Origin of the sequence: Priestia megaterium (genome assembly GCF_023824195.1) — a bacterium.
In the GTDB taxonomy this organism is placed as follows: domain Bacteria; phylum Bacillota; class Bacilli; order Bacillales; family Bacillaceae_H; genus Priestia; species Priestia megaterium_D.
Map to the genome: position 1 here is coordinate 3,113,868 of NZ_CP085442.1, position 25,047 is coordinate 3,138,914.

Below are 25,047 nucleotides of genomic sequence, written 5' to 3' on the forward strand. Positions count from 1 at the left end.
TCACACTCGCTTCAGTACGCGAAGCGAGTGCATGTAATTAGCGTTCTTGTTGAACAGCTAAATTTAGCTCTACTACATTTACCCGTTTTTCACCAAAAGCTCCTTGCTGAGTATGTTCTTTGATCAGCTCTTTTAGCGTGTTGGTGTTAATGTGCGCTGCTTTTGCTATGCGCTCTACTTGTGCATATGCAGCTTGTGGAGTAATATCCGGGTCGAGTCCAGAAGCCGAATTTGTGACGGCATCAATTGGAATTCCGCCTTTTGGTACCTCATTTTCTTTTTTCCACGCCGCTACTGATTTCTCGATATGGTCCGTAAGATCTTTATTTGAAGGTGCTAAATTCAACGAGCCAGACCCTGCCCCGTTATAATCAATACTAGAGACTCTGCCATGAAAAAATGCATTGCTTGTAAACTGCTGCCCAATCAGCTTAGAACCGATAACTTGATGCTTGTTTGAATAGATTAAGCTGCCATTTGCTTTACTTGGAATAGTCATCTGAGCAATGCCTGTCATCACAACAGGATAAATAAGACCACAAAGAATTATCATCATAATTGTTAAGCGAACAATTATGCTTCCCGTTCGTTCTGTTTGTATCATCGTTTCTTCTCCTCTACATTACAAATGAAAGTATAAAGTCAATCGCTTTAATCCCAATGAATGGAACCAACACCCCACCTAACCCGTAAATGAACAAATTTTTTCGCAGCAGGGCGTTAGAACTCATCGGCTTATACGCAATTCCCTTCATGGCTAAGGGAATTAACAGCGGGATAATTACCGCATTAAAAATAAGCGCTGACAATACGGCAGATAGAGGTGAATTCAGCTTCATTACGTTAAGAGCCTCCATTTGCGGAATCGCCAAGGTAAACATCGCTGGAATAATAGCGAAATATTTAGCAATATCGTTTGCGATACTGAATGTAGTTAAGGCACCCCTTGTCATTAATAGCTGTTTTCCAATTGAAACGACTTCAATGATTTTAGTGGGATCAGAATCTAAGTCCACCATATTTGCTGCTTCTTTAGCAGCTGAGGTTCCGCTGTTCATTGCTAAGCCAACATCAGCTTGAGCAAGTGCAGGGGCATCGTTTGTTCCGTCACCTGTCATGGCAACTAGCTTTCCTTGCTGCTGTTCGTATTTAATCACTTGAATCTTGTCTTCTGGCTTGCATTCCGCAATAAATTCATCTACTCCAGCTTCTTTTGCAATGGTTGCTGCGGTTAGCGGATTATCTCCTGTACACATAACTGTTTTAATGCCCATTTTACGAAGTTCATCAAAGCGTTCTTTCATTCCTGGTTTTACCGTGTCTTTTAAATAAATCAAGCCATAAATTTTATCATCAGCGGCGACGGCAAGCGGCGTGCCACCAGCTCCTGCAATTTCGTTTGCTTTTTGCTGTAAATCAGAGGGAACCTTCCCCCCATTTGACTCTACCCATGTCGTGACGGCGTCCACTGCCCCTTTTCGTACAGATACATCCTGTAAGTCAATGCCGCTCATTCGCGTTTCAGCTTTGAATTCAACAAACGTTCCTTCGGTTTTTCTAAGATCATCCACTCCGATGCGAGTTTGAATAAAATCAACAACTGAGCGCCCTTCTGGTGTTTCGTCATAAAGAGAAGAAAAAAACGCCCATTTGTAAAGTTCACGTTCGTCTATGCCTTCTACAGTCGTTAATTGATGAGCCATTCGGTTTCCAAACGTAATGGTGCCGGTTTTATCTAAAATAATTGTGTTGATGTCACCAGCTGCTTCTACTGCTTTTCCTGACATAGCAATCACGTTAAACTGCGTGACTCGGTCCATCCCAGCAATTCCAATGGCCGATAATAATCCTCCAATTGTCGTAGGAATGAGACAGACGAGCAGTGAAATTAAAATAGCCGTGTCGAGTTGAAAATGTAAGTAGTTTGTAAATACAGGAAGCGTCACAACAACTAGTAAGAAAATAATCGTCAGACTTGTTAAAACCGTATTTAGCGCAATTTCATTTGGCGTTTTTTGACGCTCTGCTCCTTCAACAAGCAAAATCATTTTATCTAAAAACGATTCACCTTGCTCACACGTAATTTTGATTGTAATTTCATCGCTGACAACTCTTGTACCTCCAGTTACAGAGTTAAAATCCCCGCCTGCTTCTTTCATAACAGGTGCCGATTCACCGGTAATGGCCGATTCATCAACAGATGCCAGTCCTTTAATGATTTCTCCATCTCCAGGAATCATTTCGCCTTGTGAAACGACGACGATATCCCCCTTTTTTAGTTGCGATGCCGAAACTTGTATCATCTGCCCGTTTTGAAGTTTATTAGCTGTAATATCACCTTTAGATTGCTTTAACGAGTTTGCCTGTGCTTTTCCACGTCCTTCTGCTAATGCTTCTGCAAAATTAGCAAAAACAATTGTAAAAAATAACACGAGGGATACGGCAATATTAAAGCCTGCGCTTACTGTACTTTCGCCGAAAAGATCTGGAATAATAGCTAAAAAAAGCGTAATAACAAACCCGATTTCTACTACGAACATGATAGGGTTTTTTATCATCGTTCTTGGGCTTAGCTTGATAAAAGCCTGCTTTACTGATTGAATAAAAATCGATGAAGTTTGTTTATCTACAGAACCTTGAATGTGGCTGTTACGATCCAATTCAAGATTATTTGTAAAATTCCGTTTATTCATTATAATCCTCCGCTTTCTTGATTACAGTGTCAAATACTCAGCAACCGGCCCAAGTACAAGCACTGGGAAAAACGTAAGTGCCCCTATAATAACGGTAGTTCCAATTAAAATGCCGCTAAATAAAGACGTATCCGTTTTAAATGTCCCAGGTGTTTCAGGAACAAGCTGCTTAGATGCTAGTGAGCTCGATACCGCCAGCATCGTAATTAGTCCGAAGTAGCGTCCAATATACATAACAATTCCCGTAGACATATTCCAAAACGGAGTTGCGTCACCGAGTCCTTCAAAACCGGATCCATTATTTGCTGCTGACGACGTAAATTCATACAGTGCCTGACTTAACCCGTGAAAGCCTGGATTTGATATACCTTCCATTCCTAAATGAGTAGTGAGCGCTACGGCTGTTCCTCCTAAAATTAGCAGCGGCTGCAGGATAAGCGTCACGGCAATGAGTTTCATTTCTTTTCCTTCAATTTTTTTACCTACGTATTCAGGCGTTCTTCCAACCATTAAACCAGATAAAAATACGGCGATGATGACATACATCATGACATTCATAAATCCTGCTCCGACCCCGCCAAATACGGTATTTAACATCATATTTCCAAGCGTTAATAACCCGGTAAGAGGCGTAAGGGTATCGTGCATGGCATTGACTGCGCCTGTTTCACTCGCTGTCGTCACGATGGCGTACAGAGTTGACATGCCGACACCAAAACGAACTTCTTTCCCTTCCATATAACCGCTCACTTCATTTAAATGAAAAGCATCAAGTCTAGGGTTGCCGCCCCACTCTGTTACAAACGCTGTACTTAAGATAACAATAAACAGCATACTCATCGATATAAACAAGATGCGACCTTGTTTACGCTGTCCGATCATTTTTCCGTACGTAAAAGGAAGCGCTGTTGGCAATAAAAGCATAAGGACGATTTGTAATACATTGCTCCACGCATTAGGATTTTCAAATGGATGAGCTGAATTGACACCAAAAAATCCCCCTCCATTGTTACCTAGCTCTTTAATTGAAAGAAAAGAAGCAACTGGCCCCCTTGCTATTTGCTGTGATGCCCCTTCTAATGTATGGGCAGTCACAGTCCCGCTTAGCGTTTGAGGGACACCTAAAAACGCAAATAAAATGCCTGTTATAAAAGCGATAGGAAGTAAAATACGCGTAATTGATTTTACAAAATCAACAAAAAAGTTTCCCATTTCCTTTCCTGCTAGCCCTCGAATAAAAGCGTTTGCTACTGCAAGTGCTGTTGCTGGTGCAGCAAACATCATAAATACAACGGCGGCCATCTGCGAGAAATAGGACAAACCTGATTCACCGCTGTAGTGCTGCAAGTTCGTATTTGTCATAAAACTAATGGCCGTGTTAAAAGCAAGGGCCGGATCCATTCCTTTAATGTGGCTTGGGTTAAGCGGCAGTACCCCTTGAAACCGGAAGATAAGATATACCACAAAAATCATAAACGTGTTCGCCAAAACGAGAGCAAGTGCATATTGCTTCCACGTCTGATTATGCCCTTTAATTCCTGCCGCTTTAAACATCACCGTTTCTATCTTTCCTACCAAGCTAGTGTTTTTATCGTTTGAAAACACATTCGCTATATAAATGCCTACGGGCTTTGCAATAAGCGCTACAAAAACAAGCAGCAGCGCAACTGATAGTAGAAAAATCCCCACGTTTTATTCCTCCGCTTATTAAAATTGTTCTGGATTTAACAATACATATACTAAATAAATTAAAACGAGAACTGAAATACCTAACAAAATGAACGACATGTTCACTTCTCCTCTCTTTCGTCTACTACATGAGACGACCAGCAAATAATTCCGTACATAGCAGCTGTTAATAGAGCAAGCGTTCCAAGCATGATCATATCCAAGTTGCTCCCTCCTAACTGTTTCTTACCACCAATGATAGTCTAAGTTTAGTGACTGTTTCTGTGCGTAAAGCATCACGTCCAAGTGAGCTAGCTGCGAAAGGTTATCTTTGATTGTTTAATCCTCACGTATTGTTGATCTCCTTTTAAAAGCCCTACTATATCCTCTTCAAGGTGCAGACATAACCTGCTCTCCTATTTTCCCCATTAAAAAAACCGCAGAAGAGAGTCCTCTTCCGCGGTTTAATGCACGACAAATAAGCCGTGATCGACACGAATTTTTTTACTCCCAAAACGCTTACGGAGTTAGCTGTCGGATTCGGGTTATGGAAGTAACCCTACTCAGTTAAGAGATTCACCCCTAGTACATACGTACAAAATATTGGGTCCCCCGCTCATAATTGATTAAGCGTATATTTGTTATTTAATTTTTAGACTTAATTATGTTTTTTACTGCTGCGTTTAAAACTTTGATTAGCTAACGTAGACAAATAGCGGTTTGCTAGATCAAAAGATTGCTGATCGCATATTGCTCGATATTCAATCATTTGAATCATTTGCTTAGGTAAATGCATGTTGACGCTCCTTTCGCCTATATTTTGAAAGGAACGCGCTATCCGCTATTATAGAAAACGGCCACGATTACACCATCCTCTCTCTTAACGCTTACGAAGTTAGCTGACGGGTTCGGGTCAAGAAAGTAACCCTACTCAATTATGAGATTCACCCCTAATAATTGGGTCCTCCGCTCTTTCCCTCTCTTTCAGGAAAGACTCAGCGTTTCACTGTGGAACGTTTCATGAGAGTAATCTTACTCCTGTTAAAATTTACTGTCAACAACATTTTTTGAAATTTTAAAAGCTTTATTTTTTTATGTGTATTCATTATTTTAAAATAATAGATTCGAAGAAAAAAAGGTTGTAATATAACTAAATGTATCCCATCTAAAGACGAACAAATGAGATACATGAGCTGAACCGCTTGTGACGCTGCAGTTGATTTTCATGCAAGACTTCGCTTTCCGCGGGCGGCCGCTGAGCCTCCTCGTCGCTTGCGCTCCTGCGGGGTCTCATCCCTGCCGCTTTTCCCGCAGGAGTCTTCTTCTTGCCCTCCAATCAACTGCTAGAAGGATCTGAACAGGTGAAACCTACGTTCACTCTAACAAAAAAAACGAACCACCAATCAAACATGTTGATCAATGGTTCGTTTTTCACTTCGGCTAAAATACGTTTGTCCCAGCCTCTTTTTTTAGATCATTTTCTCAATTTCATTTACAAGAATTGAAATGGCATCCGTTTTTGTTGCTTCACGCATTGTACGCTTCATCGTACTTGCCTGCTGCTGAAGCTCATTTACTTCACGCAAAAACAATTCTTTTGTTAACTGTTCTTCTTCCACAACCATACAGTAGCCTTTTTTCTTAAAGGACTGTGCATTTAAAATTTGGTCTCCTCGACTTTGTGCTTTTGATAAAGGAATAATCATCATCGGTTTATGAAGGGCTAAAAACTCAAAGATGGCATTTGATCCGCCGCGTGTAATCACATAATCAGTCGCCGCTAGAACATCTGGAAGCTGTTCATTTACATATTCTAACTGACGGTAGCCCGGCTCTTTTTCAAGGCTTGTATCAACATTGCCTTTTCCGCATAGGTGTACAATTTGAAATTTCTTTTGCAGTTCAGGCAAAGACTCTCGAACAATTTCGTTGATGCGGCGTGCTCCTAAACTTCCGCCCATAATGGTTAAAATTGGGCGCTTATCATAAAAGCGAAGCCAGCTTTCCCCGTTCGCTGCGCTTCCGCTAAATAGCTCTTTTCGAATAGGTGAACCAACAACCTGCACTTTTTCTTTTGGAAAATAGTTTGCAGCTTCATCAAAAGAAGTGAAAATTTTAGTGGCAAATTTCTGCGCAATTTTATTTGCCAGTCCCGGTGTTAAATCACTTTCATGAATGAACACGGGAATGTTTAGCGATTTAGCAGCCATTACAACAGGAACTGTGACAAAACCGCCTTTTGAAAACACAAGAGAAGGCTTTAACTTTTTCAGCACGCGACGTGCATCGCCAACTCCTTTTGCTACTCGAAATACATCTTTTACATTTTCCATATCTACGTAGCGACGCAGCTTCCCGCTTGAAATCGCATGATATGAAACGTTTAATTTTGTAATTAATTCTTTCTCAATACCATTGTGAGAACCGACATAATGGATATCCCATTTTTCACTGTCTAATTCTTTCATAATGGCAATGTTTGGTGTTACGTGTCCAGCTGTTCCGCCTCCGGTAAAAACGATAACTTGCTTACTCATTTTTTCTTCCTCTCTTTACTTCACTTAATCGATCTGTTTTGACATCAATTTTTATCTGATCTTTTTAGCATGCAATCTGACATGTAAAACGATGGTTTTATTATAGCATTTTTCTTTTTACATATGTATGATAAGGCGTATAAAAGCATGCTATACTTTTCGTAAGGAGTGATTGTAATGAACAAACCTGTACCTGCGGTAAAAGGTGATACAGTAGATTCAGAAACGCGCTGCACGCACTATCATACTGATAAAGATATTATTGCAATAAAATTTTATTGCTGTAATACATATTATCCATGCTATCAATGTCATAACGGACATGCTGATCACGACATTAAAAGGTGGCCAAAAGCTATGTTTAATGAAAAAGCTATTCTTTGCGGAGTATGCAAACATGAGCTATCAATTAATGAATATTTGGCCTGTAACTCGACTTGCCCTCACTGCCGTTCTTCCTTTAATCCCGGATGCAGCCTGCATGGACACATTTATTTTGAACAAAAAAGCTGAACGACACATCGTTCAGCTTTTAAAATAACTGCTCATCTATATTTATAATGGAAGGAATCAGCCCTGGAAATAATTCCTCAAGCTCTTCTAAACGCAGGGAATAATAGTGCTGCGTACCTTCTATACGTAGTTTGATAATTCCAGCTTCGCGAAGTACTTTAATATGATGTGATAGCGTTGATTTTGACACATTTAATTTTTGATAATACGAACAGGTCTGCTCCTTTCTTGTCGCTAAACACTGTACAATTCGCAGCCGGTTAGGATCACTCAACGCGTGTAAAATAGGCGTTAATTTAATTTCAGATTTCGGTGGTTGATAAGGTTTTCTCATGCTTAAAATATAACATAGCTTCTTTTGTGTATCAATGTTCGATAACTTTCGAACTAAATTCCTTGCACTGTTATTTAATCGGTGTTATAGTTTCATTGTTCGATGATATTCGAACTTATCTTCATTTTAATGATAAATTGAATGAAAGATCAAAAACAAAACAAATAATATAAAGCACCATCATTATTAAAGGAGGAATCATCAATGATTCATTTACAAGCTTCAATGAAAGTTAATCCAGAAAAAAGAGAAGAATTTTTAGAAAACGTACAAGAACTTATTAAGCATTCTTTACAAGAAGAAGGAAACAGCAACTATCAGCTATTTGAAGATGCTTTTACACCTAACACATTTATGATGATTGAAGAGTGGAAAAGCGAAGAAGCAATTCAAGCACACAATAAATCAGCTCACTTCCAAAGCTTTGTAGCATTTGCTCAAACTGGAGTACTTGTAGCACCTTTAGATGTAAAAACATTACAAGGTTAATAAAAACTTCGTTGAAAGGATGACGCATCATGAATGAAGCAATTCGTACAATTCAAGATCATCGTTCTATCCGTCAGTATACAGACGAAACGGTAAGCGACGAGCATTTAGATACTATTATTCAATCTGCTCAGTCAGCCGCTTCTTCTATTAATGGACAGCAAGTGACTATTATTAGCGTCCAAGATAAAGAAAAGAAGAAAAAACTTTCAGAGCTTGCCGGCAACCAAGCGTGGATTGACCAAGCTCCTCTATTTTTAATCTTTTGTGCAGATTTTAATCGTGCTAAGATTGCAGCTGAACTTAACGATGCCCCTCTTGGCGTAACCGATGGGCTTGAATCAATTTTAGTCGGGGCAACCGATGCTGGAATTTCTTTAGAAGCCGCAACAGTTGCAGCAGAATCACTCGGTTTAGGTACAGTCCCAATCGGAGGAATTCGCAGAAAGCCGCTAGAAGTCATTGAACTGCTAGATTTACCGGAATACGTATTCCCAGTAAGCGGCCTTGTGGTTGGACATCCGGCAGATCATTCTGCGAAAAAGCCTCGATTGCCACAAGCTGCTGTGCACCATCGTGAAAGCTATAATCACGACTTAAAGTCATTGATTCAAGACTATGATGCTGAAATGGCAGAGTATATGAAAAAGAGAACAAACGGTGCTGATGACCGCAACTGGTCACAAACTGTATCAGCTATTTATAAAACCATTTATTATCCAGAAGTTCGAGCGATGCTTGAAAAACAAGGATTTAAATTCGAATAACCAAAAGCTGCGATGAACATCGCAGCTTTTTTATCTAATTTAACAGCGTGCTGAATAGACTAAAAGTAATACTCAATAAATGAGGTGTTTGTATGGAGTTTATTTTAATTTGTAATTTTCTTTTAGGTGCAACCGCAGCGTTTTTATTGGTACCGGCTTTTACAAAAAAGCACGCCCTTCTCGTGACTTTGCTGTCTCTCCTTTTCCTCCTTTCAATTGTCCCGACTTTTCTTCTCGCTAATCCACATATCGGCGTTTTACCTTGGGCTATTCGAGACGGTCTTCTATTGTTCGCCGCTTTACTTTTCTTTTATTTAACCTTCACTTTAAACAGATGGAAAACGCTTTTGTTTTTTCTTCTATTTTTACTGTCGATTGCTCCTCTTGGCTACGTCGTATATGATGACTTCACGCATACGTATATAGATGCCAATATTGGGCTTGGCCTAGGCTTTTTATTGACATGGCTCTTAACAGCTCTGTACAATATTTTGGCTATTCTTCGATTTTTTCGTCAGAAATCTCAGTAAACACGTCAAAAGTTAACAAACAAACGAATAGTTGATTTTATTTAGTATACGCTAACAACTGCACAGTCCTTCTCTTTACATAAAGCTGTGTATACTAAAAAAGGAGTGATACTTGATGAAACGACTATTCGTAATGGTAGCAGTGATTGCATTCTTGGCCCTTAGCCGCATGTTAGTATTTGCTGCTGAAACACCTCCTGCTGCAGATGAGCGAACAGCTCAAAATGCAGAAGTTCGCATCGTTCATGCTTCACCGGATGCTCCGGCTGTAGACATTTTTGTGGATGACAAAGCTTTAGTAGAAGGAGCAAAGTTTAAAGATGTCTCCAACTCCCTGCCTTTGTCAGCTGGCTCTCATAAAGTAGAAGTATACGAAGCGAAGACAAAAGGAACAAAAGATTCCATCATCGAAGCTACCCTTGTTGTAGACGGTGGAAAATCGTATACAGTAGCCGCTGTAAATAAAGCAGAAAATCTTGAACTACAGGCTTTCACGAATAATAAGCAAGGAATGGATGGAAAGGCAAGCTTACGTGTTGCTCATTTATCTCCTGATGCTCCTGCGGTAAACGTAGGTCCTAAAGGTGCTGCTCCTTTATTTAAAGATCTGTCTTTTAAAAGCATTTCAGGTTATCAAATAGTAAATCCGGGTTCGTATGATCTATCTGTTTCCACAGCAGATGGAAAAGAAATACTAAGTCTTCCTGGAACAAATCTTCAAAGCGGTAAAAACTATACGGTTCTCGCAGTAAATACTGCTGACAAGCTTGAGACCATTGTTTTACAAGATAATTAATTAAAAAAACGTCATTTCAATTGAAATGACGTTTTTTATAGACTGCGCTGAATGAATTCCTCTTTTTTGTACTCATAGGTAGAAATATCGTTCCACAGTCGTTTTGAAAGCTCGTATTTCATACCTTCATATTTTTTTCTAGCACGTTCGCTCGAGCGTAACTGCTCCCTGAAATTAATTCGTTCATTCCAGTAAGGTGATTCACTGACCGTTACGTATACATGACTTCTTCTGGCATCATGTGGAATGAGCCTACGGGCATTTTTAGCTGTCATAATTGGAGGGTAGTGTGCAGCTGGAACGCCTTCTTTTAATAAGACAAACATCTCTTTTTCTGCTACATATACGTGAGATTTATTTTTTAATATAGCGCGCACTTCATTTATGTCTTCTTCGCGTTTGACTCCGATTAAAATATCAACGATTGGCGAACCTGCCAATCCTGGAACGGACGTGCTTCCAATATGTTCGATGTCTACTGAAAAATCTTTTAGTGTATTAAGCAACGCTTCTTTTTCCATTTGATACAAAAGCGACCACTTTGTTTCATACTGAACAATCTTTCGCATATCAGTTTCCACCCTTTCACTTTTTTATACTGTACCATGTTTCAAAGTAAAAAGAAAGAATTTTCTAACTATTCACTTTTAGTTTATGCTACGAGCTTTACAGCATATAGACAGGCTTTGTATTATTTTATATATTTTTGTTATTTTTATTCTAAATGTTTCATAATTGTGGATGTTTCCTCCTCCAAAAGATAGATACGCTTTTATCTGCTATCTCTCCTCTATCATATTCACATCCGGCTGCTTTATACTATTTTACATTTTTTCTAGTATAAAACATGTCCTCAAAATGTCGATAAACAAAGGACTAAATGCCTTTAATATCTCTAAATTCCATCTTTAACATAATTATATTTTACATTAATGTAAAATTTTATCGGTAAGGATGGCAGATAGTTCAAATTCATTATACAATTGAATTTCGACATATAGTATGATGGATAATATCGGTATTATGAGATAATAGTAGATTTCACTCAAAATTTTGGACTATTTGCCGATATATGCTTTGTATACCAATAAACTTATGTTGAAATTTGTAATTTGCAAGGAGGAAAAAATGAATAAAAAACATGTCATGTACACAGCCGTTTCTTCTGTTCTTTTAAGCTCTTCATTGCTTTTGCATTCGATTGATGCAGATGCAGCTGAATCGGCCAAAGTAACTGCTACATCGTTAAATGTACGTGCAACGCCTAGTACAAGCGGTGCCATCGTTGGAAAAATAACGAAGGGAAACACCGTTGATATAGTAGATGAAAGCAAAGGATGGGCTAAAATTACCTATAACGGTAAAGAAGCTTGGATTTCATCTCAATACATAAACAAAACGCAATCAAACAGTACGTCCACGGCAAATTCGACATCCAAGTCAGCAGTCGTTAATGCCAGTTCATTGAACGTTCGCTCTTCTGCAAGCACAAGCGCGTCCATCGTAACGAACTTACCGCGTAATTCAAAAGTAACGGTGTTAAAAGAAAGCGGATCTTGGTCTCAGATTAAAACGGCATCGGGTCAAACAGGCTGGGTAGCGAGTCAGTACTTACAAGCAGGCTCTGGTTCTTCTGCGCCAGCTAAAGATTCTGGGTCCACGTCATCCAAGTCAGCGGTCGTTAACGCTAGCTCATTAAACGTTCGTTCTTCTGCAAGCACAGGCGCGTCCATCGTAACGAACTTATCGCGCAATTCAAAAGTAACGGTGTTAAAAGAAAGCGGATCTTGGTCTCAGATTAAAACGGCATCGGGTCAAACAGGCTGGGTGGCAAGTCAGTATTTAAAAGCTGATTCTGGACAGTCTTCACAACCAGCCCAGTCGATTCAAATTACAAAAGCTTCAAATTTGCGCAGTCAGCCGAGCTTAAGTGCGGGAATTATTCGTGTAGCAAAAGCAGGTGAAAGATTCAAAAAAGTAAGCGAAACGAATGACTGGGTGCAAATTCAGTACTCTGCAAGTCAAACAGCATGGGTCTCAAAAGGGTTAACAGCTGCGGCTGGTTCTACAACTTCAGCTAGTTCGCCTTCCCCATCTGCTTCTTTAAAAGATAAAATCATTGTAGTAGACGCTGGGCACGGCGGATATGACCCTGGGACTTCAGGAGGATCATCAATTGAGAAGAATCTAGCGTTAACAACAGCAAAACTTGTTGCAAGCCGCTTAGCTAATGCTGGAGCAAATGTATTTATGACGCGTTCAAACGATACTTTTATTTCACTGAGCGGACGGGTGAATGTTAGTGAAGCAAAGCATGCAGATGCATTTATCAGCATTCACTATAACGCTTCTACTTCATCTTCTGCAAACGGCATCGCATCATTTTATTACAGTGAATCCAAAGATAAAGAATTAGCAAAATACATTCAAGAAAGCATGGCTGAAAACGCGCCTTCTATGAAGGATATGGGGGTTCGTTTTGGAGATTATTATGTTACTCGAGAAAACAACCAGCGTGCTGTACTTCTTGAATTAGGCTTTTTATCAAATGCTCACGATGAGCAAATTGTTTCTTCTAACGCGTATCAGCAGCAAATATCTACAGGTATTTACCAAGGAATTGCTCGATATTTTGCAGCTAATAAATAATAAAAGCCCTCATTATGAGGGCTTTTATACTACCAGCTTGCTTTTTTAACACCTGGAATTTGTCCTTTGTAGGCCAATTCCCTAAAAGCGATGCGTGACATTTCAAATTTTCTAAGATAGCCTCGCGGACGACCGGTAACGCGACAGCGACTATTTAAGCGCGTCGGTGAAGAATCTCTAGGCAATTTTTTTAACGCTTCGTAATCTCCTTTTTCCTTCAGCTCTTGGCGTAATTGCGCATACTTCGCTACCATCTCTTGACGCTTTTGTTCTTTTACAACTTTTGATTTTTTAGCCAAACTCTTTGTCATCCTTTCGTTTTATTAATTTTTTATTTGAAATACGTAATCATTACGATTTAATTATTTTGAGCAAGTTACTTTTAAAATTTAATCATATTTTCTTCATTCTTTCAACTTATTTGCTTCCACGCTTACATGCAGCCTACCCCAAGCTGCTGCATAAACATAAATAAAATTGTATGTCAAATGTAATTAATTCCTTCATCTCCTATATCATACAAAGAGCCCTACATATTCCATATTGTAGGAGGATTTGTATTTACAGATAATATTTCAATAATATTACAGTTCATTTACATATTAATAACTTCGACAAATTTAGCGGTTATCTAGTATATAATCATCTTAGAAATTCCAAAAATAATATTTTGCGTACTCAATAAAATATAAAAGTAAAGGTGATTAAAAAATGAAATCGACTGGTATTGTAAGAAAAGTAGATGATTTAGGTCGTATCGTAATTCCTAAAGAGTTAAGACGTGTTCTTGAAATAGATGTAAAAGATCCTGTTGAAATTTTTGTTGAAACAGATCGAATTATTTTGAAGAAATATGAGCCGAACGGTGCTTGTGCGATTACTGGCGAAGTATCTTCTGACAACGTAACAATCGCAGATGGCAAATTAACTTTAAGCCGCGAAGGTATGGAGTTATTACTTGAAGAGTTAAAACAACGTAATTTCTAATAATAAGAAAAGCAGCTGCTCACATGCAGCTGTTTTTCTTTTTGTTAAAGTTTTTTCTTCGCTTTCTGATTTTCAGATGCTATACTCAGAAGCGAAATACATAATAAAGGAGCCTTTCATCATGACAGTTGAACAAATTACCCATCACTTTTTAGCACATCGAAACGTAACTAATGAATTAATCAACAAAATTGAAGCAGGTCACTACGAATACAAGCCTGCCCCGACATCTATGTCCGCTTTTGACTTATCTACGCATATTTTAACATCTTTTTATGCATTTGCATCAGTGGTAAAATCCGGTGATTTATCTCCACTTGGACAAAAAGCTGATTTTAGCGGTAAGTCATTATCGGACCTTGCAGCTGAATATACGAAAAAAACAGTAGACGTATTACGCTCACTTAGCGAAGATGATTTAAACAAAACAATTGACGCAACTGCAGCGTTTGGAAGAAAGCTTCCCGGAAGACAACTTTTACAAATGGCCATTGACCATGAAATTCATCATAAAGGAAATTTATACGTCTACGTACGTGAGATGGGTCATACAGATCTTCCTCTATTTGTTCAGTTCGGTTAATAGCTATAAAATAGTTCATGCTTGTAAGCGCCCAAGCTAAAAGTTTGGTGCGCTTTTTCTTTGCAGTTTTCGGCATAATAAGTGAGATATATGGTATAATTCTATCAATAACTTCATATCTACTATTCAAAGCTTGTTTCTTCTTATAAAACGATAGTCATCATCTTTTACAAAGGAGGAATCACTTCATGAGTCAAACTGTTAATCAACAAAAAATTGCTCAAGTGTATCATCTTCCGTTTGTTTCTTCATTTGGAGGAAGTGCTATGAACCTTCTTTCTCCTCAAGCTGGCGAACATATTTTAGATATTGGCTGCGGCACTGGCGAATTTATTTCGCAGCTCAATAAGCTTCATGTCCGTGCAACGGGCATCGATTGCTCTGAAAATATGATTGAACAGGCTCGTCATCAGTACCCAACTCTATCCTTTGAACAGTTAAATGCCCTTAACCTTCCTTATTACGAACAATTTGACGCAGTTTTTTCCAATGCAACTTTACACGACATCCGTCCCCCTCACCTTGTCATTAAAAACATTTACAATGCTTTAAAACCAAATGGCCGATTTGTAGCAGAATTTTGGGGAAAAGGAAACATGGACGAAATTTTCACAGAAATCATTCGTCAATTTAAAACGTTTGATATCCCGTATAATGATGAAGATTTCCCATGGTACTTTCCTTCTGTAGCTGAATATTCTTCTCTTTTGGAATCACAGAATTTTCAAGTCACCACGGCTATCCACTACAGCCGTCCCTTCTTGTTAAAAGGGGAAAACGGCTTGCGTAATTGGCTGGAAACAAATGCAGCCCCTCTTTTTGCTCACGTGACGACAGAAACAAAAAATGTCCTCATTACGCGCTTAGAAAATCGAATGCAAGACAAACTATTTCAAAATGGATCTTGGCTAGCAGAAGCTAAACATATACGTGTACATGCTGTAAAACGAGATTAAAAAATGGACGTGATTCTATTCACGTCCATTTTCGTTAAAGTGCAGCCAATATCCTTTTCCTCGAATCACTTCGATTTCTAAATACGTTCCTATTTTTTTACGAACCCGGTAAATCAGCGCATTCAGCTCTTCCGCTGCTACTAGAATTTCTCCATTTGACTCTACTCGTTCAGGCCAAACGCTTTTTTTTAATGCTTCTTTTGAAACAAATTGATTGTTGTATTCTAGAAGATAAGCTAAGCACGCGTATTCTTTATCTGACAGAATATACGTTTCCTCTTTTACTTTTACTTTCTGCAAAATTGGATCTAATGTGTAAAATGGCTTATTTATTTGTTTTAGCAAAGGTCCTAAATCGAGGGTTGCATCCATATCATCATTTCTAAATACTAAAGCTGCCTCCTCATTTGCTAAGGTAATGACATCCTGCTCTTTCAATAAACGAGGGGTTCCAGGCTGTAACTCTTCTCCGTTTACTTTAGTCCCGTGTTTACTAAACAAGTCTGTAATGAAAAATGCATTGCTTTCGTACGTTACTTCAAAATGCTTGCGTGAAATGTAAGCACTTTGAAAGGCCAGATAAGGCTCCCATTCTTCACTGCTTCGTCCGATAATACAGGCTTTATCTTTTGGAATAGGCACGGAAGCTCCTTCATAAAAAGGAGCACCGTTCCGAATAATCAACATACCGTTCATTGTTTGCTCACACTCTTTTTTTAAAATTTTCTGACTCTTATCATGTAATTATAACACTCACATTTATTGAGATTTCTTCCAACTTTGGATAACATCATAGTATAGTCAGTTATATGATAAAGGTTGTTGTCATGTAAGTAAACCTTTAGAGCAGTCCTTTTCTAACTGGAAAAATACGTATTCTTTGCCCTGCTGTAACGGGGATACAATTTTTTTGTAAAATAATTTGATTTTTAGTAACTTTGACATATGTCCTCTCTTTTTAAAGCAGAGTAAAATAGGAAAATACGTGAAATATTTACATAATGGAGGAAGACCAATGGGACGTTTGCCAAAAGATAGAGAAATTCAAGCGATTAAACGACGCGTTGCACTGGTATTGTTAATTATTGGATCATTTATTTTAACAGGTGCTAGCTTTAGCATTTATTGGTTTATGATGTTAAAAATATAAGATTTTTTTATAAAATAAAGAAAAAAGACATGGTTTTGTTCCCATGTCTTTTTTAGGTTTATTCTTTCTCAGACACTCCCGCAGATTGAAACGTGGCCATATTGGCAATCATCAGTGAAGCTGAGTGCAGCAGCGGAAATGTAACAGCAGCTCCACTTCCCTCACCTAACCGAAGATTGAGATTGAGAAGCGGTTTCTTGCCAAGAAGCTTCATTGCACACGAATGACCTTGTTCAACAGATTGGTGACTAGCAAACATATAGTCTCTTGCTTGTGTATTGATTTCTGTCGCTAGAAGGGCTGCAACTGTACAAATAAAACCATCTACTAAAATAGGAATACGGTGAGCAGCTGCCGCCAACATAGCACCTGTCATCCCGGCAATTTCAAGGCCCCCTATTTTACTAATAATATCAATCGGATCCTGAGGGTTAATGTGCCTGTTTTGCAGCGCTTCTTCAATCACGTTCACTTTGTGGCGCAGTTGTTCGTCAGAAATTCCTGTGCCCATTCCTGCAAGCTTAGAGACTTTTTCTCCTGTCAATACAGCTAAAATAGCCGTGCTTGACGTAGTATTTCCGATGCCCATTTCTCCTACAATCAAACATTTAATTCCTTGGGCAATAAGCTCTTCAGCTTCTTCATATCCGACTTGAACAGCCAATTCTGCCTCACTGCGCGTCATCGCGTCTTCTTTATAAAAACTTGCCGTGCCCAGCTTCACTTTGCGTTGTACAAGGTCCTTATGGGAAAGGTCAGAAGCAATGCCGATGTCAATCAGTTTGAACTGGGCATCTATTTGCTGACTAAACACGTTAATAGCTGCTCCTCCCTGCAAAAAATTCAGCGCCATTTGTGCCGTTACGTCTTGCGGATAAGCTGAAACTCCTTCTTTTACAATTCCATGATCGCCTGCAAAAACGAGGACTCCCGGCGGCGTGACTGTCGGAAAAACTTCCCCGGTCATGGCCGCTAATTCAACTGCTATTTCTTCGAGTCTTCCAAGGCTTCCTATTGGTTTGGTTAATGTATCAATATAGCGTGCCGCTTTTTCACCAGCGCTTGTTTGAAGCGCTGGAATATAAACGTTTATCATATGTACAGCTCCTTTATTTCAGCAAATGTCTACCGTTTAATTTAACAGGATTTTGTTTATTCTGGCTAGTCTTTTTTAAAGTAGATAATTGGATAGAGTTCCCAAGACTTAGTTATACTAGTAAGAGTTGCGTATAGGCAGTATTTTGAAAGGAAAGATTTTATGACAACGAAACAGCACAAAAAGGAAAAGGCAGGTCGGCTCATTTATCGCTACATTATGATGTTAATTGGGGCTTCCCTGGCTGCCGTTTCTATCGAATTATTTTTAGTCCCAAATTCCGTAATTGACGGCGGTATTATCGGTATTTCTCTAATTTTAGTTTACTTAACGAAATTGCCGTTCAGTCTTCTTATCATCATCTTTAATCTCCCTTTTTTATATAGTGGATACAAACAAATTGGTCGTAACTTCTGCTTTTCATCTATGTTTGCAGTTGTTGCTTTATCCATTGTAGAATCTCAATTGCACCATGTTCCAGCTGTAACATCTGAACCGCTTCTTGCTACTGTATTTGGCGGGCTGCTGTTAGGAGCAGGTGTAGGAACGGTCATTCGTCACGGCGGAGCGTTAGATGGAACTGAGATTTTAGGTATTTTATTAACAAAAAAAATCCCGTTTTCTGTGGGCGAATTTGTGATGTTTTTAAATATCTTCATTTTTGCTTGGGCAGGGTTTGTGCTAGGTTGGGAACAGGCCATGTACTCTATCCTTACGTACTATATTGCTTCTAAAACAATCGATGCGATTATTCAAGGGCTTGATGAAACAAAAGCAGCTTTTATTGTTTCAAATCACTATGAAGAGCTATCAGACGCTATTACGCATCGTCTAGGCCGCGGCGTGACGAAGCTGTATGGTAAAGGTGGATTTGAAGGTACAGAAAAAGAAGTCATATACGTAGTTGTGACGCGTTTAGAAATTACCAAGCTTAAGACCATTATTTCCGAAATTGATCCGCATGCATTTACAACCATTATGGATACCCAAGAAGCGCATGGCGGTAAATTCAAATCAGCCATCCACTAACTTATACATAAGCGTGGATTTCTCTGAGCATGCTAATAGCTGACTACCCGTAAAGGAGCTCACCACAATGAAAGAACAAATGTCCAACTTATTTCACCAATTAAAACAGTCGGTTTCCGATGTATCTGATAAGTTATATGACAAAGTACATACGCTGCAATCATCACCAGGAGTGAGTGTGTTTGAACTGTATGAATGGATTAAAGAAAATCCAAGCACAAGCGTACAAAAGCAAACGCTGCTCGGGATTTCGTACTCTTTCTATACACTCCACGCAGACGGCGTTTTTTTCTATATGGAAACGAAATATGATTATTTACTTTACATGACTATTTATAGTCCAACACGTCATTATTTCACCTATCATTCTTACAGAGATTCTTTATCAACCGTGACTCCCTTGACGTTTCCTATTACTAAATAATAAAAAGCTCCTCAATCGAGGAGCTTTCTTTATATGGTTATCTTCCTTTTCGGACTTTAAAGATAAACAGCGCAAGTAAAAAACCGCTCGTCGCAGTTACTATTTTCCACGCGTTTAAGATTGGATTTTTTTTCAAGGTCCTGCTCCTTCCTTGCGGCTATACTAAAAATAGGATGGCCGCCTTTCAAACAGCTAGTCCAACTTCTCCCTACTATTGATACGATCATCTAACATATAGCCCACCGACATTTTCATCAATTTCACTTTTCATACTATAACATATTTTTGCCATTTAGTAGAAGTCTTAAAAGTAAAAGCTGCACTTCTCTTAAAAAAAACGGTATTGAATCCCTGCATTTTCTTTACCGTTCATTTTGTGATAAAGGTTTTGAGCAACTTTATTTTCACTGCTGCACTCAGCGGTCATACCTGCAAACTCATACTTTTGAGAATAGGCAAGGCAGATCTTAAACAAACGTTCACCAATTTTATTTCCTCTGTTTAAAGGAGATACGTACAAGTCTTTTAAGACGGCTGTTTCTTTAAAATAATAGGTGTTCCACGATACGTACACCGTCGCAAAACCTACTAGTTTCCCTTCCAATTCAGCAACAAACTGGATACCGTAGGAAGGATTATTCAATAAGCGCTTAATATGTAAAGTTAAAGCTTTCCGGGAAGGGTCAGGCTGCTCACAGAATTTTACTATATATTCTTGCATTAACGTAGCCAGTCGCTCTCGATCAGTTTCAACCGCTTGTCGAATGACAACCATTTAATCACTCCTTTTAGCTCAACGCTCTTAACATAATTCGATAGCCATACTTTTTTTCCTTTCGTTTTCGTGAAAAGCTTCCTACTTTTACAAAAGGGGTATTTAAAAAACAACCTTATACAGCTTATGCTTGAGGGAGGAAAATGCGGTGTTTCTAAAAAAAAGGTTGCACAAAGCAACCTTTCTTAGCCATAAAGCGCATAATTTCGTAAGAATAAACCTACACAGCCGCTGATTACAACCAGTCCTCCTGCTGTTAGAAACGCCGCCGTCACATTTAGCGAAGCAACAGCTCCAAGCAGCAGCACCGAAAGCCCAAACGTCACATATGAAACGCTCAGCGTAGCGGAAAGTACCTTAGAAAGCTTTTCTAAAGGAACGGCCGTTTGTGTAAGCGTGTAAGAACACGTAGCGCTTATTTGAAGGGCAATGCCAATAGCAAAACTAAGTAAAAGTGAAAGAAAAGGAGCAGACATCACTCCGAACAACAATGTAAAGAAACCTGATAAAAGGCTGCCTAGTGTTACGATATGATAAAGACTTTTCTCTTGTTCAACTGAAATCTTCAACAAAATGAAACCTCCAAGAACCGTTCCAACAAAAAAACTGCTGTTGATATAGCCCCACCAAGCTTCATTTTTATTTAATATCTCTTTCACAAACACGTAGACAATAGCTGATGCCCAAACGCCGGCAGCCATCCCCTCTAAAACCTCCATGACTAATAAAACCCGCAGGCGCGGATAATGCCAAATTAGCTTCCATCCCTCTTTTAACCCTTGTTTTTGCTTCGTTTTAGAAGAATGAACGTTAATGCGAATGGCCTGCATGAATACGAGTGACAAACTGTATAACGAAAATGACAGCCATAAAAGGCCAGTAGCATCCCAGCTAATGATCAGAAAGCTTCCAAGCGGATAGGCTGCAATTTGAATCGTTTGATCCGTGACATTAAACATACTGTTCCATTTTAACAGCTTCTCTTTATCTACTAAATGAGGAAGCATAGAGCTTTGAACCGGAGCTGCCCACCCATCGAAAAAAGCAATAAGCGCCACGCAGCACAGCATGCTGATAAGCGACATATGCCACAAGAAAAACATAGACAAAACACTGGTTTTTAACAGCTGAGACACAACAAGAATACGCTTAGCCCTGTAGCGATCTATAAGAAAAGGCACAGTAAAACTGCTCAAAAACTTAGCAGTCGTAATGGTAAACGGAATGCATGAAAGGAGCACAGGAGAACTATTTTGAGCGTAAAGAATGCTGATTAACGCAACAATATATAATACATCTGCTAAATTGGCTTGGCTTTGACCAAACCATAAAAAAAGTACGGAACGATTTTTCACGACAATCCCTCTTTCTTTTTAGTATGACTGAAAAGAAAGAGAATCCTACACGTAATCAACCCCTTTATATAGCGGCTTGCTCTTATCGACTTATTACAATCGTATGCTTTTTACAGAATACAACTTTTTTATATATTAAAAAATACAAACAGTTAAACAGTATTGTAAAAAATCAAGAAATTGTCGTGAAAACGAAGTTAGATTAACTATAGGATATCAGAGTTATAGAATCAATACTTTTTACATAATTTTCTTTTTTCTTCTTCTTCTTTACTTCTAAATAACCTAAGCTTGCCATATACATAGATGGACGAGTACTCCTATTAAAATTTAACGTATAGGGTGAGGAATATTTTTTCGAGAGTGGTTTCGATTTGCTGTGGCAGCTTATTAATTGGACTAGGGCTAAACGGATTTATTGCTCCGTATCACTTACTAGACGGTGGACTTATAGGATTTGGGCTTATCGTATATTATGTGTTTGGAACTCCTATCGGAATGTCCATTTTCTTTTTGAACGTACCTGTCTATTTATATGCTTTTTTTCGTCATCGTCAAAACTTTTTTTATGGAAGTATAGGTTTATTTGTTTCTTTTTTTATGACAGAATGGCTGTCTATTCTCGAAGGCACGCTGGAGCTTCCTTTGCTCTTTAGCTCATTGCTTGGAGGCGCACTCGTAGGAATGGGAATAGGACTGATGCTTCGCTACGGCATCAGTTCGGACGGGCTTGATTTAATTGCCATTATTGTATCGGAAAAATGGAAAATCAATATAGGAATAACCATTTTTATCTTAGACAGTACGATTATGATAGTGGGCTTACATATTATCGGATTTACTGCTTTTTGCTACTCCATGCTTGTTATTACGATGAGCAGCATAATGATTATGCTCTTTACTTCTCCGCGATGGCTGTCTTCATAAAAAAACGCTGGAAGTTCCAGCGTTTTTTTATCTGTTTCCTACTATCATATTTATGTGATTGGGGAGAACCGTAATCGTTGAAGGTGTTGTCGTTTCTTTTTCTCCATCACAATCTACCGTTTTTTCAGGAGTGGTTTCGATATGGACTTCTTTTGCACGAAAATGCATAAGGTTGCTTTCAGGATTAAGCTGTTCCTCATCAGGGCTTGTTTGTAACCATGCCATAACCGGCTCGATTCCCATTTCTTTAATAACGAATACATCTAATAATCCGTCTTGAAATGAGCTGTTTCCTAGCATAGCGCGAGTTCCTCCTAAAAAAGGACCGTTTCCAATTAACACCATAACAGCTTCTCCTTCATAGGAAGCTTTTTCGCTCGTCATTTTTAATTGAAAAGGCTCTGCTTGATTTAAAGTTCTACCTACGCTCATGTAGTAAGAGAGCTTACCAAATTTCTCTTTATTTTCTTCTAAAATATTTTCAGATACATCAGCTACGAGGCCGATTCCCCAAAAGTTTAAAAAATAATCTTCGCCATGTTTTCCAACATCCACTGCCTCCGTCTGCTTTTCTATAATTTGCTCCACTGCTTTTAAAGGATTTTGATTCATTCCAATTGCACGCGAAAAGTCGTTGCACGTTCCTCCAGGTAAAATAGCAAATACAGGACGTTGCTGCAGCGGAGCAAGAGCATTGATGAGTTCATAAATTGTCCCGTCTCCTCCTGCTCCAATAATGACATCCGCTTTGCCTTCCAATTTTCTTACCAGATCGGCACCATCTCCAGGTTGCTCCGTTTTATATAAAGTAACCGTCTCAAATGCTGTGTTTAACCGATCACATATAAAGTCAATTTCATTTACTAATTTTTTGTTTCCTGCGTTTGGATTCAAAATCACTGCTGCCTTCATCTTTCTCTCTCCTCTATTCATATCATCCGTTTCACCTTTTTTCCCTTTCTTTTAAAAAAACAAACCTTTTCAAATATGAACGTTTTATGAAACCATTCCAATAGTACTTTTTTTACTTTCAAAACCTGCTATAATAATTTTCGGACTTGTATTAACAAAAGATGGTTATTGAGAGGAGCTTTCTATACGTGTCAATAAAATGCATGACGCAGCTATTTGCAAGTTGTTTTGTTTTTTTACTTTCCTCAGTCGCTACTTGGTATAACGGCTCTTCGATGCTTGAAGGACCTTTATCAGCTAGTTTGACCGGAGGGCTAACAAAGTCCTCGGCGGTTCATCACTATTCTCACATCGATTATTTGTTATATACAATTAAATTCCACCCTCAGTTTCCAATTATGATGATGGTGAGCGGAATTTATTTGATTGTATTACTATCTATTATTGGCTTCAAAAAGCGGTATGGGTTGATTAGCTCCTGCTGTTTATGTATCACAGCTCTCTTATGCTACAGCAGCTATAAACTTTCACATACCCCTACCGAAGGTGAGCATGCCATGATTACCTCTAGCTTAGCTGCAGCAAGTTTATGCTTAGCAGTCGGATTATTCTATTTATTAAAGCGATTTTATTCTCAAGAGGAATATATTTAACCATATGAAAAAAACGTCGGATCTACCGACGTTTTTTATGTGAAATCAAGTTTATTATCATTGATTTTGTTCAACTGGCGTATAACCTATATACGCAGACTGAGGTCGGTAAATACGATTATTTTCTGACTGCTCTACGACATGAGCTGTCCAGCCAACTACACGGCTTGCTGTGAAGGTTGGAGTGAATAGTTCAGACGGAAGCTCAACCGCTTTCATAACCGCTGCAGCGAAATATTCTACATTAGTATAAATGCCTCTACCCGGCTTGTATTCATTTAGTAATTCAATGGTTTTATCTTCAATTTTAACAATTAAGTCAAATAGCCCGTTGTCTCCTGAGATTTGTTTTGATACTTCTTTTAATGCTTCTGCTCTTGGATCATGTGTACGATAAACGCGATGACCAAATCCCATAATTTTCTCTTTATTATCTAATTTTTTACGAACCCAAGGCTCAATATTCTCTTCATTTCCAATTTCATCAAACATGGTAATAACACCAGAAGGAGCTCCTCCGTGAAGCGGACCTTTCATCGCGCCAATTGCTCCGCAAATAGCTGAAACCATGTCAGATTCGGTAGATGAAATAACGCGTGATGAGAAGGTTGAGGCGTTCATCCCATGTTCAATTGTCAAAACAAAATATGCGTTCAGCGCAGTAACCAAACTTTGATCTGGAATTTCTCCATTAATCATGTATAAATAGTTTGCTACATGATCCAAATGCTCGTTAGGCTCTACTACTTCTAAATCATTCATTTTACGATACCAATAGGCAATAATGGTAGGTGTTACCGATGTAATCGCAAGCGCCTGCTCTTTTGTCGGTGGCCAGCTGTATGAAGGGTCTCCTAATGCTGATATACATGTGCGAAGCGCGCTCATCACTTCTGTATCTTTTGGCAAACAGTCCATTAACGCAACAATATTAGCCGGAAGCGTACGATGAGTCACCATTTTTTGTTTAAATGCTTTTAACTCATCATGATTTGGCAGTGTGCCGTTCCAAATTAAATAAGAAACTTCTTCAAAAGAATAATTGATCGCCAAATCTTTCGCCCAATATCCGCGATAAATCAGCTGACCTTTCTCTCCATCAACATGCCCTACTTTTGTTTCAGCTGCAACGATTCCTTCTAATCCTTTAACGTATGCCATCTCAATCACTCCCCCAATTATTTTTAACAAACTGGCCCTTTTTTCTATGTACGGCTCGTTTGC

29 protein-coding genes and 2 riboswitches are annotated in these 25,047 nt (G+C 38.8%); of the genes, 14 read left to right on the forward strand and 15 right to left on the reverse strand.

Annotated elements, in window-relative coordinates:
* Positions 1-37 precede the first annotated feature (37 nt).
* The 6 genes from kdpC to murG all read right to left on the reverse strand — a co-directional run bounded on the left by kdpC (position 38) and on the right by murG (position 6,898).
* A complete protein-coding gene (gene kdpC / locus LIS78_RS15825; RefSeq protein ID WP_252283985.1) occupies positions 38-604 on the reverse strand; it encodes a potassium-transporting ATPase subunit KdpC in 567 nt (188 codons plus the stop codon).
* A gap of 13 nt (positions 605-617) precedes the next feature.
* Entirely contained in the window at positions 618-2,693 is a 2,076-nt protein-coding gene (gene kdpB / locus LIS78_RS15830) for a potassium-transporting ATPase subunit KdpB (RefSeq protein WP_252283986.1), read from the reverse strand.
* A 21-nt stretch (positions 2,694-2,714) separates the two neighbouring features.
* Positions 2,715-4,376, reverse strand: a complete 1,662-nt coding sequence (gene kdpA / locus LIS78_RS15835; RefSeq protein ID WP_252285349.1) for a potassium-transporting ATPase subunit KdpA — start codon at positions 4,374-4,376, stop codon at positions 2,715-2,717.
* Between the two features lie 24 nt (positions 4,377-4,400).
* Entirely contained in the window at positions 4,401-4,481 is an 81-nt protein-coding gene (gene kdpF / locus LIS78_RS31600; protein ID WP_063611563.1) for a K(+)-transporting ATPase subunit F, read from the reverse strand.
* Positions 4,482-4,863: 382 nt separating this feature from the next.
* Positions 4,864-5,004, reverse strand: a riboswitch (cyclic di-AMP (ydaO/yuaA leader).
* A gap of 15 nt (positions 5,005-5,019) precedes the next feature.
* Positions 5,020-5,157 (reverse strand): hypothetical protein, encoded by a 138-nt coding sequence (locus LIS78_RS15840; protein WP_195782748.1) that lies wholly within the window; start codon positions 5,155-5,157, stop codon positions 5,020-5,022.
* A 72-nt stretch (positions 5,158-5,229) separates the two neighbouring features.
* Positions 5,230-5,372, reverse strand: a riboswitch (cyclic di-AMP (ydaO/yuaA leader).
* A 458-nt stretch (positions 5,373-5,830) separates the two neighbouring features.
* Positions 5,831-6,898: an undecaprenyldiphospho-muramoylpentapeptide beta-N-acetylglucosaminyltransferase gene (murG, locus tag LIS78_RS15845; RefSeq protein ID WP_209150064.1), complete on the reverse strand. Its 1,068-nt coding sequence runs from the start codon at positions 6,896-6,898 to the stop codon at positions 5,831-5,833.
* A gap of 177 nt (positions 6,899-7,075) precedes the next feature.
* Between murG and LIS78_RS15850 the strand changes: the two genes are divergently transcribed.
* Positions 7,076-7,411, forward strand: a complete 336-nt coding sequence (locus LIS78_RS15850) for a CHY zinc finger protein (RefSeq protein ID WP_209150065.1) — start codon at positions 7,076-7,078, stop codon at positions 7,409-7,411.
* 19 nt (positions 7,412-7,430) lie between these two features.
* Here the strand turns inward: LIS78_RS15850 and LIS78_RS15855 are convergent, their stop codons facing one another.
* Positions 7,431-7,745 (reverse strand): ArsR/SmtB family transcription factor, encoded by a 315-nt coding sequence (locus LIS78_RS15855; RefSeq protein WP_182004852.1) that lies wholly within the window; start codon positions 7,743-7,745, stop codon positions 7,431-7,433.
* A gap of 204 nt (positions 7,746-7,949) precedes the next feature.
* Between LIS78_RS15855 and LIS78_RS15860 the strand changes: the two genes are divergently transcribed.
* The 4 genes from LIS78_RS15860 to LIS78_RS15875 all read left to right on the forward strand — a co-directional run bounded on the left by LIS78_RS15860 (position 7,950) and on the right by LIS78_RS15875 (position 10,327).
* A complete protein-coding gene (locus LIS78_RS15860; RefSeq protein ID WP_209150066.1) occupies positions 7,950-8,234 on the forward strand; it encodes a putative quinol monooxygenase in 285 nt (94 codons plus the stop codon).
* A gap of 29 nt (positions 8,235-8,263) precedes the next feature.
* A complete protein-coding gene (nfsA, locus tag LIS78_RS15865) occupies positions 8,264-9,001 on the forward strand; it encodes an oxygen-insensitive NADPH nitroreductase (RefSeq protein ID WP_195782744.1) in 738 nt (245 codons plus the stop codon).
* A gap of 92 nt (positions 9,002-9,093) precedes the next feature.
* Positions 9,094-9,531, forward strand: coding sequence for a hypothetical protein (locus LIS78_RS15870; protein ID WP_252283987.1), 438 nt, complete (start codon positions 9,094-9,096; stop codon positions 9,529-9,531).
* Positions 9,532-9,646: 115 nt separating this feature from the next.
* On the forward strand, positions 9,647-10,327 hold the full coding sequence (locus LIS78_RS15875) for a DUF4397 domain-containing protein (RefSeq protein WP_209150068.1): 681 nt from the start codon (positions 9,647-9,649) through the stop codon (positions 10,325-10,327).
* Between the two features lie 35 nt (positions 10,328-10,362).
* On the opposite strand, the gene LIS78_RS15880 is transcribed toward LIS78_RS15875, so the two are convergent.
* Positions 10,363-10,896 carry a GrpB family protein gene (locus tag LIS78_RS15880; protein WP_013057733.1) on the reverse strand — a complete coding sequence of 178 codons (534 nt, stop codon included), beginning with the start codon at positions 10,894-10,896 and terminating at the stop codon, positions 10,363-10,365.
* 559 nt (positions 10,897-11,455) lie between these two features.
* Here LIS78_RS15880 and LIS78_RS15885 point away from each other — a divergent pair.
* Positions 11,456-12,976, forward strand: a complete 1,521-nt coding sequence (locus LIS78_RS15885) for an N-acetylmuramoyl-L-alanine amidase family protein (RefSeq protein WP_209150069.1) — start codon at positions 11,456-11,458, stop codon at positions 12,974-12,976.
* 29 nt (positions 12,977-13,005) lie between these two features.
* Here LIS78_RS15885 and rpsN read toward each other — a convergent pair whose 3' ends face one another.
* Positions 13,006-13,275 carry a 30S ribosomal protein S14 gene (rpsN, locus tag LIS78_RS15890; protein WP_195782739.1) on the reverse strand — a complete coding sequence of 90 codons (270 nt, stop codon included), beginning with the start codon at positions 13,273-13,275 and terminating at the stop codon, positions 13,006-13,008.
* Between the two features lie 412 nt (positions 13,276-13,687).
* Here rpsN and LIS78_RS15895 point away from each other — a divergent pair, with 412 nt between their 5' ends.
* From LIS78_RS15895 to LIS78_RS15905, 3 genes are all read left to right on the forward strand, one after another.
* Positions 13,688-13,963, forward strand: a complete 276-nt coding sequence (locus tag LIS78_RS15895) for an AbrB/MazE/SpoVT family DNA-binding domain-containing protein (RefSeq protein ID WP_013057736.1) — start codon at positions 13,688-13,690, stop codon at positions 13,961-13,963.
* Positions 13,964-14,084: 121 nt separating this feature from the next.
* Positions 14,085-14,546, forward strand: a complete 462-nt coding sequence (locus LIS78_RS15900; protein WP_014459413.1) for a DinB family protein — start codon at positions 14,085-14,087, stop codon at positions 14,544-14,546.
* A 188-nt stretch (positions 14,547-14,734) separates the two neighbouring features.
* Positions 14,735-15,502, forward strand: coding sequence for a class I SAM-dependent methyltransferase (locus tag LIS78_RS15905; protein ID WP_209150070.1), 768 nt, complete (start codon positions 14,735-14,737; stop codon positions 15,500-15,502).
* A gap of 15 nt (positions 15,503-15,517) precedes the next feature.
* On the opposite strand, the gene LIS78_RS15910 is transcribed toward LIS78_RS15905, so the two are convergent.
* Positions 15,518-16,198, reverse strand: coding sequence for an FHA domain-containing protein (locus LIS78_RS15910; RefSeq protein WP_013083820.1), 681 nt, complete (start codon positions 16,196-16,198; stop codon positions 15,518-15,520).
* Positions 16,199-16,487: 289 nt separating this feature from the next.
* Between LIS78_RS15910 and LIS78_RS15915 the strand changes: the two genes are divergently transcribed.
* Positions 16,488-16,652, forward strand: coding sequence for a hypothetical protein (locus LIS78_RS15915; RefSeq protein WP_155727968.1), 165 nt, complete (start codon positions 16,488-16,490; stop codon positions 16,650-16,652).
* 58 nt (positions 16,653-16,710) lie between these two features.
* Here the strand turns inward: LIS78_RS15915 and cobT are convergent, their stop codons facing one another.
* On the reverse strand, positions 16,711-17,748 hold the full coding sequence (gene cobT / locus LIS78_RS15920; RefSeq protein WP_209150071.1) for a nicotinate-nucleotide--dimethylbenzimidazole phosphoribosyltransferase: 1,038 nt from the start codon (positions 17,746-17,748) through the stop codon (positions 16,711-16,713).
* A 162-nt stretch (positions 17,749-17,910) separates the two neighbouring features.
* On the opposite strand from cobT, the gene LIS78_RS15925 reads away from it, so the two are divergent.
* Both LIS78_RS15925 and LIS78_RS15930 read left to right on the forward strand, forming a co-directional pair.
* Positions 17,911-18,777 carry a YitT family protein gene (locus LIS78_RS15925; protein WP_013057742.1) on the forward strand — a complete coding sequence of 289 codons (867 nt, stop codon included), beginning with the start codon at positions 17,911-17,913 and terminating at the stop codon, positions 18,775-18,777.
* A 67-nt stretch (positions 18,778-18,844) separates the two neighbouring features.
* On the forward strand, positions 18,845-19,201 hold the full coding sequence (locus LIS78_RS15930) for a hypothetical protein (RefSeq protein WP_013083823.1): 357 nt from the start codon (positions 18,845-18,847) through the stop codon (positions 19,199-19,201).
* A 328-nt stretch (positions 19,202-19,529) separates the two neighbouring features.
* Here LIS78_RS15930 and LIS78_RS15935 read toward each other — a convergent pair whose 3' ends face one another.
* Together LIS78_RS15935 and LIS78_RS15940 are read right to left on the reverse strand one after the other, a co-directional pair.
* The gene (locus tag LIS78_RS15935; RefSeq protein WP_195782736.1) at positions 19,530-19,976 is read right to left on the reverse strand and encodes a GNAT family N-acetyltransferase; all 447 of its coding nucleotides are present in this window, start codon (positions 19,974-19,976) and stop codon (positions 19,530-19,532) included.
* Positions 19,977-20,161: 185 nt separating this feature from the next.
* Entirely contained in the window at positions 20,162-21,331 is a 1,170-nt protein-coding gene (locus LIS78_RS15940; RefSeq protein ID WP_209150072.1) for an MFS transporter, read from the reverse strand.
* 363 nt (positions 21,332-21,694) lie between these two features.
* On the opposite strand from LIS78_RS15940, the gene LIS78_RS15945 reads away from it, so the two are divergent.
* Positions 21,695-22,258 carry a YitT family protein gene (locus LIS78_RS15945; RefSeq protein WP_252283988.1) on the forward strand — a complete coding sequence of 188 codons (564 nt, stop codon included), beginning with the start codon at positions 21,695-21,697 and terminating at the stop codon, positions 22,256-22,258.
* Between the two features lie 27 nt (positions 22,259-22,285).
* Here the strand turns inward: LIS78_RS15945 and LIS78_RS15950 are convergent, their stop codons facing one another.
* Positions 22,286-23,170 (reverse strand): diacylglycerol/lipid kinase family protein, encoded by an 885-nt coding sequence (locus LIS78_RS15950; protein WP_229754574.1) that lies wholly within the window; start codon positions 23,168-23,170, stop codon positions 22,286-22,288.
* Positions 23,171-23,358: 188 nt separating this feature from the next.
* Here LIS78_RS15950 and LIS78_RS15955 point away from each other — a divergent pair, with 188 nt between their 5' ends.
* On the forward strand, positions 23,359-23,823 hold the full coding sequence (locus LIS78_RS15955; protein WP_229754573.1) for a DUF4306 domain-containing protein: 465 nt from the start codon (positions 23,359-23,361) through the stop codon (positions 23,821-23,823).
* 57 nt (positions 23,824-23,880) lie between these two features.
* On the opposite strand, the gene LIS78_RS15960 is transcribed toward LIS78_RS15955, so the two are convergent.
* Entirely contained in the window at positions 23,881-24,984 is a 1,104-nt protein-coding gene (locus LIS78_RS15960) for a citrate synthase/methylcitrate synthase (protein WP_195782733.1), read from the reverse strand.
* Positions 24,985-25,047: the final 63 nt, after the last annotated feature.

What these genes read in the sequence shown, in the direction of transcription:
- kdpC (WP_252283985.1), bottom strand. Translation starts at nt 604, where the DNA reads ATGATACAAACAGAACGAACGGGAAGCATAATTGTTCGCTTAACAATT.
- kdpB (WP_252283986.1), bottom strand. Translation starts at nt 2,693, where the DNA reads ATGAATAAACGGAATTTTACAAATAATCTTGAATTGGATCGTAACAGC.
- kdpF (WP_063611563.1), bottom strand. Translation starts at nt 4,481, where the DNA reads ATGTCGTTCATTTTGTTAGGTATTTCAGTTCTCGTTTTAATTTATTTA.
- LIS78_RS15840 (WP_195782748.1), bottom strand. Translation starts at nt 5,157, where the DNA reads ATGCATTTACCTAAGCAAATGATTCAAATGATTGAATATCGAGCAATA.
- murG (WP_209150064.1), bottom strand. Translation starts at nt 6,898, where the DNA reads ATGAGTAAGCAAGTTATCGTTTTTACCGGAGGCGGAACAGCTGGACAC.
- LIS78_RS15850 (WP_209150065.1), top strand. Translation starts at nt 7,076, where the DNA reads ATGAACAAACCTGTACCTGCGGTAAAAGGTGATACAGTAGATTCAGAA.
- LIS78_RS15855 (WP_182004852.1), bottom strand. Translation starts at nt 7,745, where the DNA reads ATGAGAAAACCTTATCAACCACCGAAATCTGAAATTAAATTAACGCCT.
- LIS78_RS15860 (WP_209150066.1), top strand. Translation starts at nt 7,950, where the DNA reads ATGATTCATTTACAAGCTTCAATGAAAGTTAATCCAGAAAAAAGAGAA.
- nfsA (WP_195782744.1), top strand. Translation starts at nt 8,264, where the DNA reads ATGAATGAAGCAATTCGTACAATTCAAGATCATCGTTCTATCCGTCAG.
- LIS78_RS15870 (WP_252283987.1), top strand. Translation starts at nt 9,094, where the DNA reads ATGGAGTTTATTTTAATTTGTAATTTTCTTTTAGGTGCAACCGCAGCG.
- LIS78_RS15875 (WP_209150068.1), top strand. Translation starts at nt 9,647, where the DNA reads ATGAAACGACTATTCGTAATGGTAGCAGTGATTGCATTCTTGGCCCTT.
- LIS78_RS15880 (WP_013057733.1), bottom strand. Translation starts at nt 10,896, where the DNA reads ATGCGAAAGATTGTTCAGTATGAAACAAAGTGGTCGCTTTTGTATCAA.
- LIS78_RS15885 (WP_209150069.1), top strand. Translation starts at nt 11,456, where the DNA reads ATGAATAAAAAACATGTCATGTACACAGCCGTTTCTTCTGTTCTTTTA.
- LIS78_RS15895 (WP_013057736.1), top strand. Translation starts at nt 13,688, where the DNA reads ATGAAATCGACTGGTATTGTAAGAAAAGTAGATGATTTAGGTCGTATC.
- LIS78_RS15900 (WP_014459413.1), top strand. Translation starts at nt 14,085, where the DNA reads ATGACAGTTGAACAAATTACCCATCACTTTTTAGCACATCGAAACGTA.
- LIS78_RS15905 (WP_209150070.1), top strand. Translation starts at nt 14,735, where the DNA reads ATGAGTCAAACTGTTAATCAACAAAAAATTGCTCAAGTGTATCATCTT.
- LIS78_RS15910 (WP_013083820.1), bottom strand. Translation starts at nt 16,198, where the DNA reads ATGAACGGTATGTTGATTATTCGGAACGGTGCTCCTTTTTATGAAGGA.
- cobT (WP_209150071.1), bottom strand. Translation starts at nt 17,748, where the DNA reads ATGATAAACGTTTATATTCCAGCGCTTCAAACAAGCGCTGGTGAAAAA.
- LIS78_RS15925 (WP_013057742.1), top strand. Translation starts at nt 17,911, where the DNA reads ATGACAACGAAACAGCACAAAAAGGAAAAGGCAGGTCGGCTCATTTAT.
- LIS78_RS15930 (WP_013083823.1), top strand. Translation starts at nt 18,845, where the DNA reads ATGAAAGAACAAATGTCCAACTTATTTCACCAATTAAAACAGTCGGTT.
- LIS78_RS15935 (WP_195782736.1), bottom strand. Translation starts at nt 19,976, where the DNA reads ATGGTTGTCATTCGACAAGCGGTTGAAACTGATCGAGAGCGACTGGCT.
- LIS78_RS15950 (WP_229754574.1), bottom strand. Translation starts at nt 23,170, where the DNA reads ATGAAGGCAGCAGTGATTTTGAATCCAAACGCAGGAAACAAAAAATTA.
- LIS78_RS15960 (WP_195782733.1), bottom strand. Translation starts at nt 24,984, where the DNA reads ATGGCATACGTTAAAGGATTAGAAGGAATCGTTGCAGCTGAAACAAAA.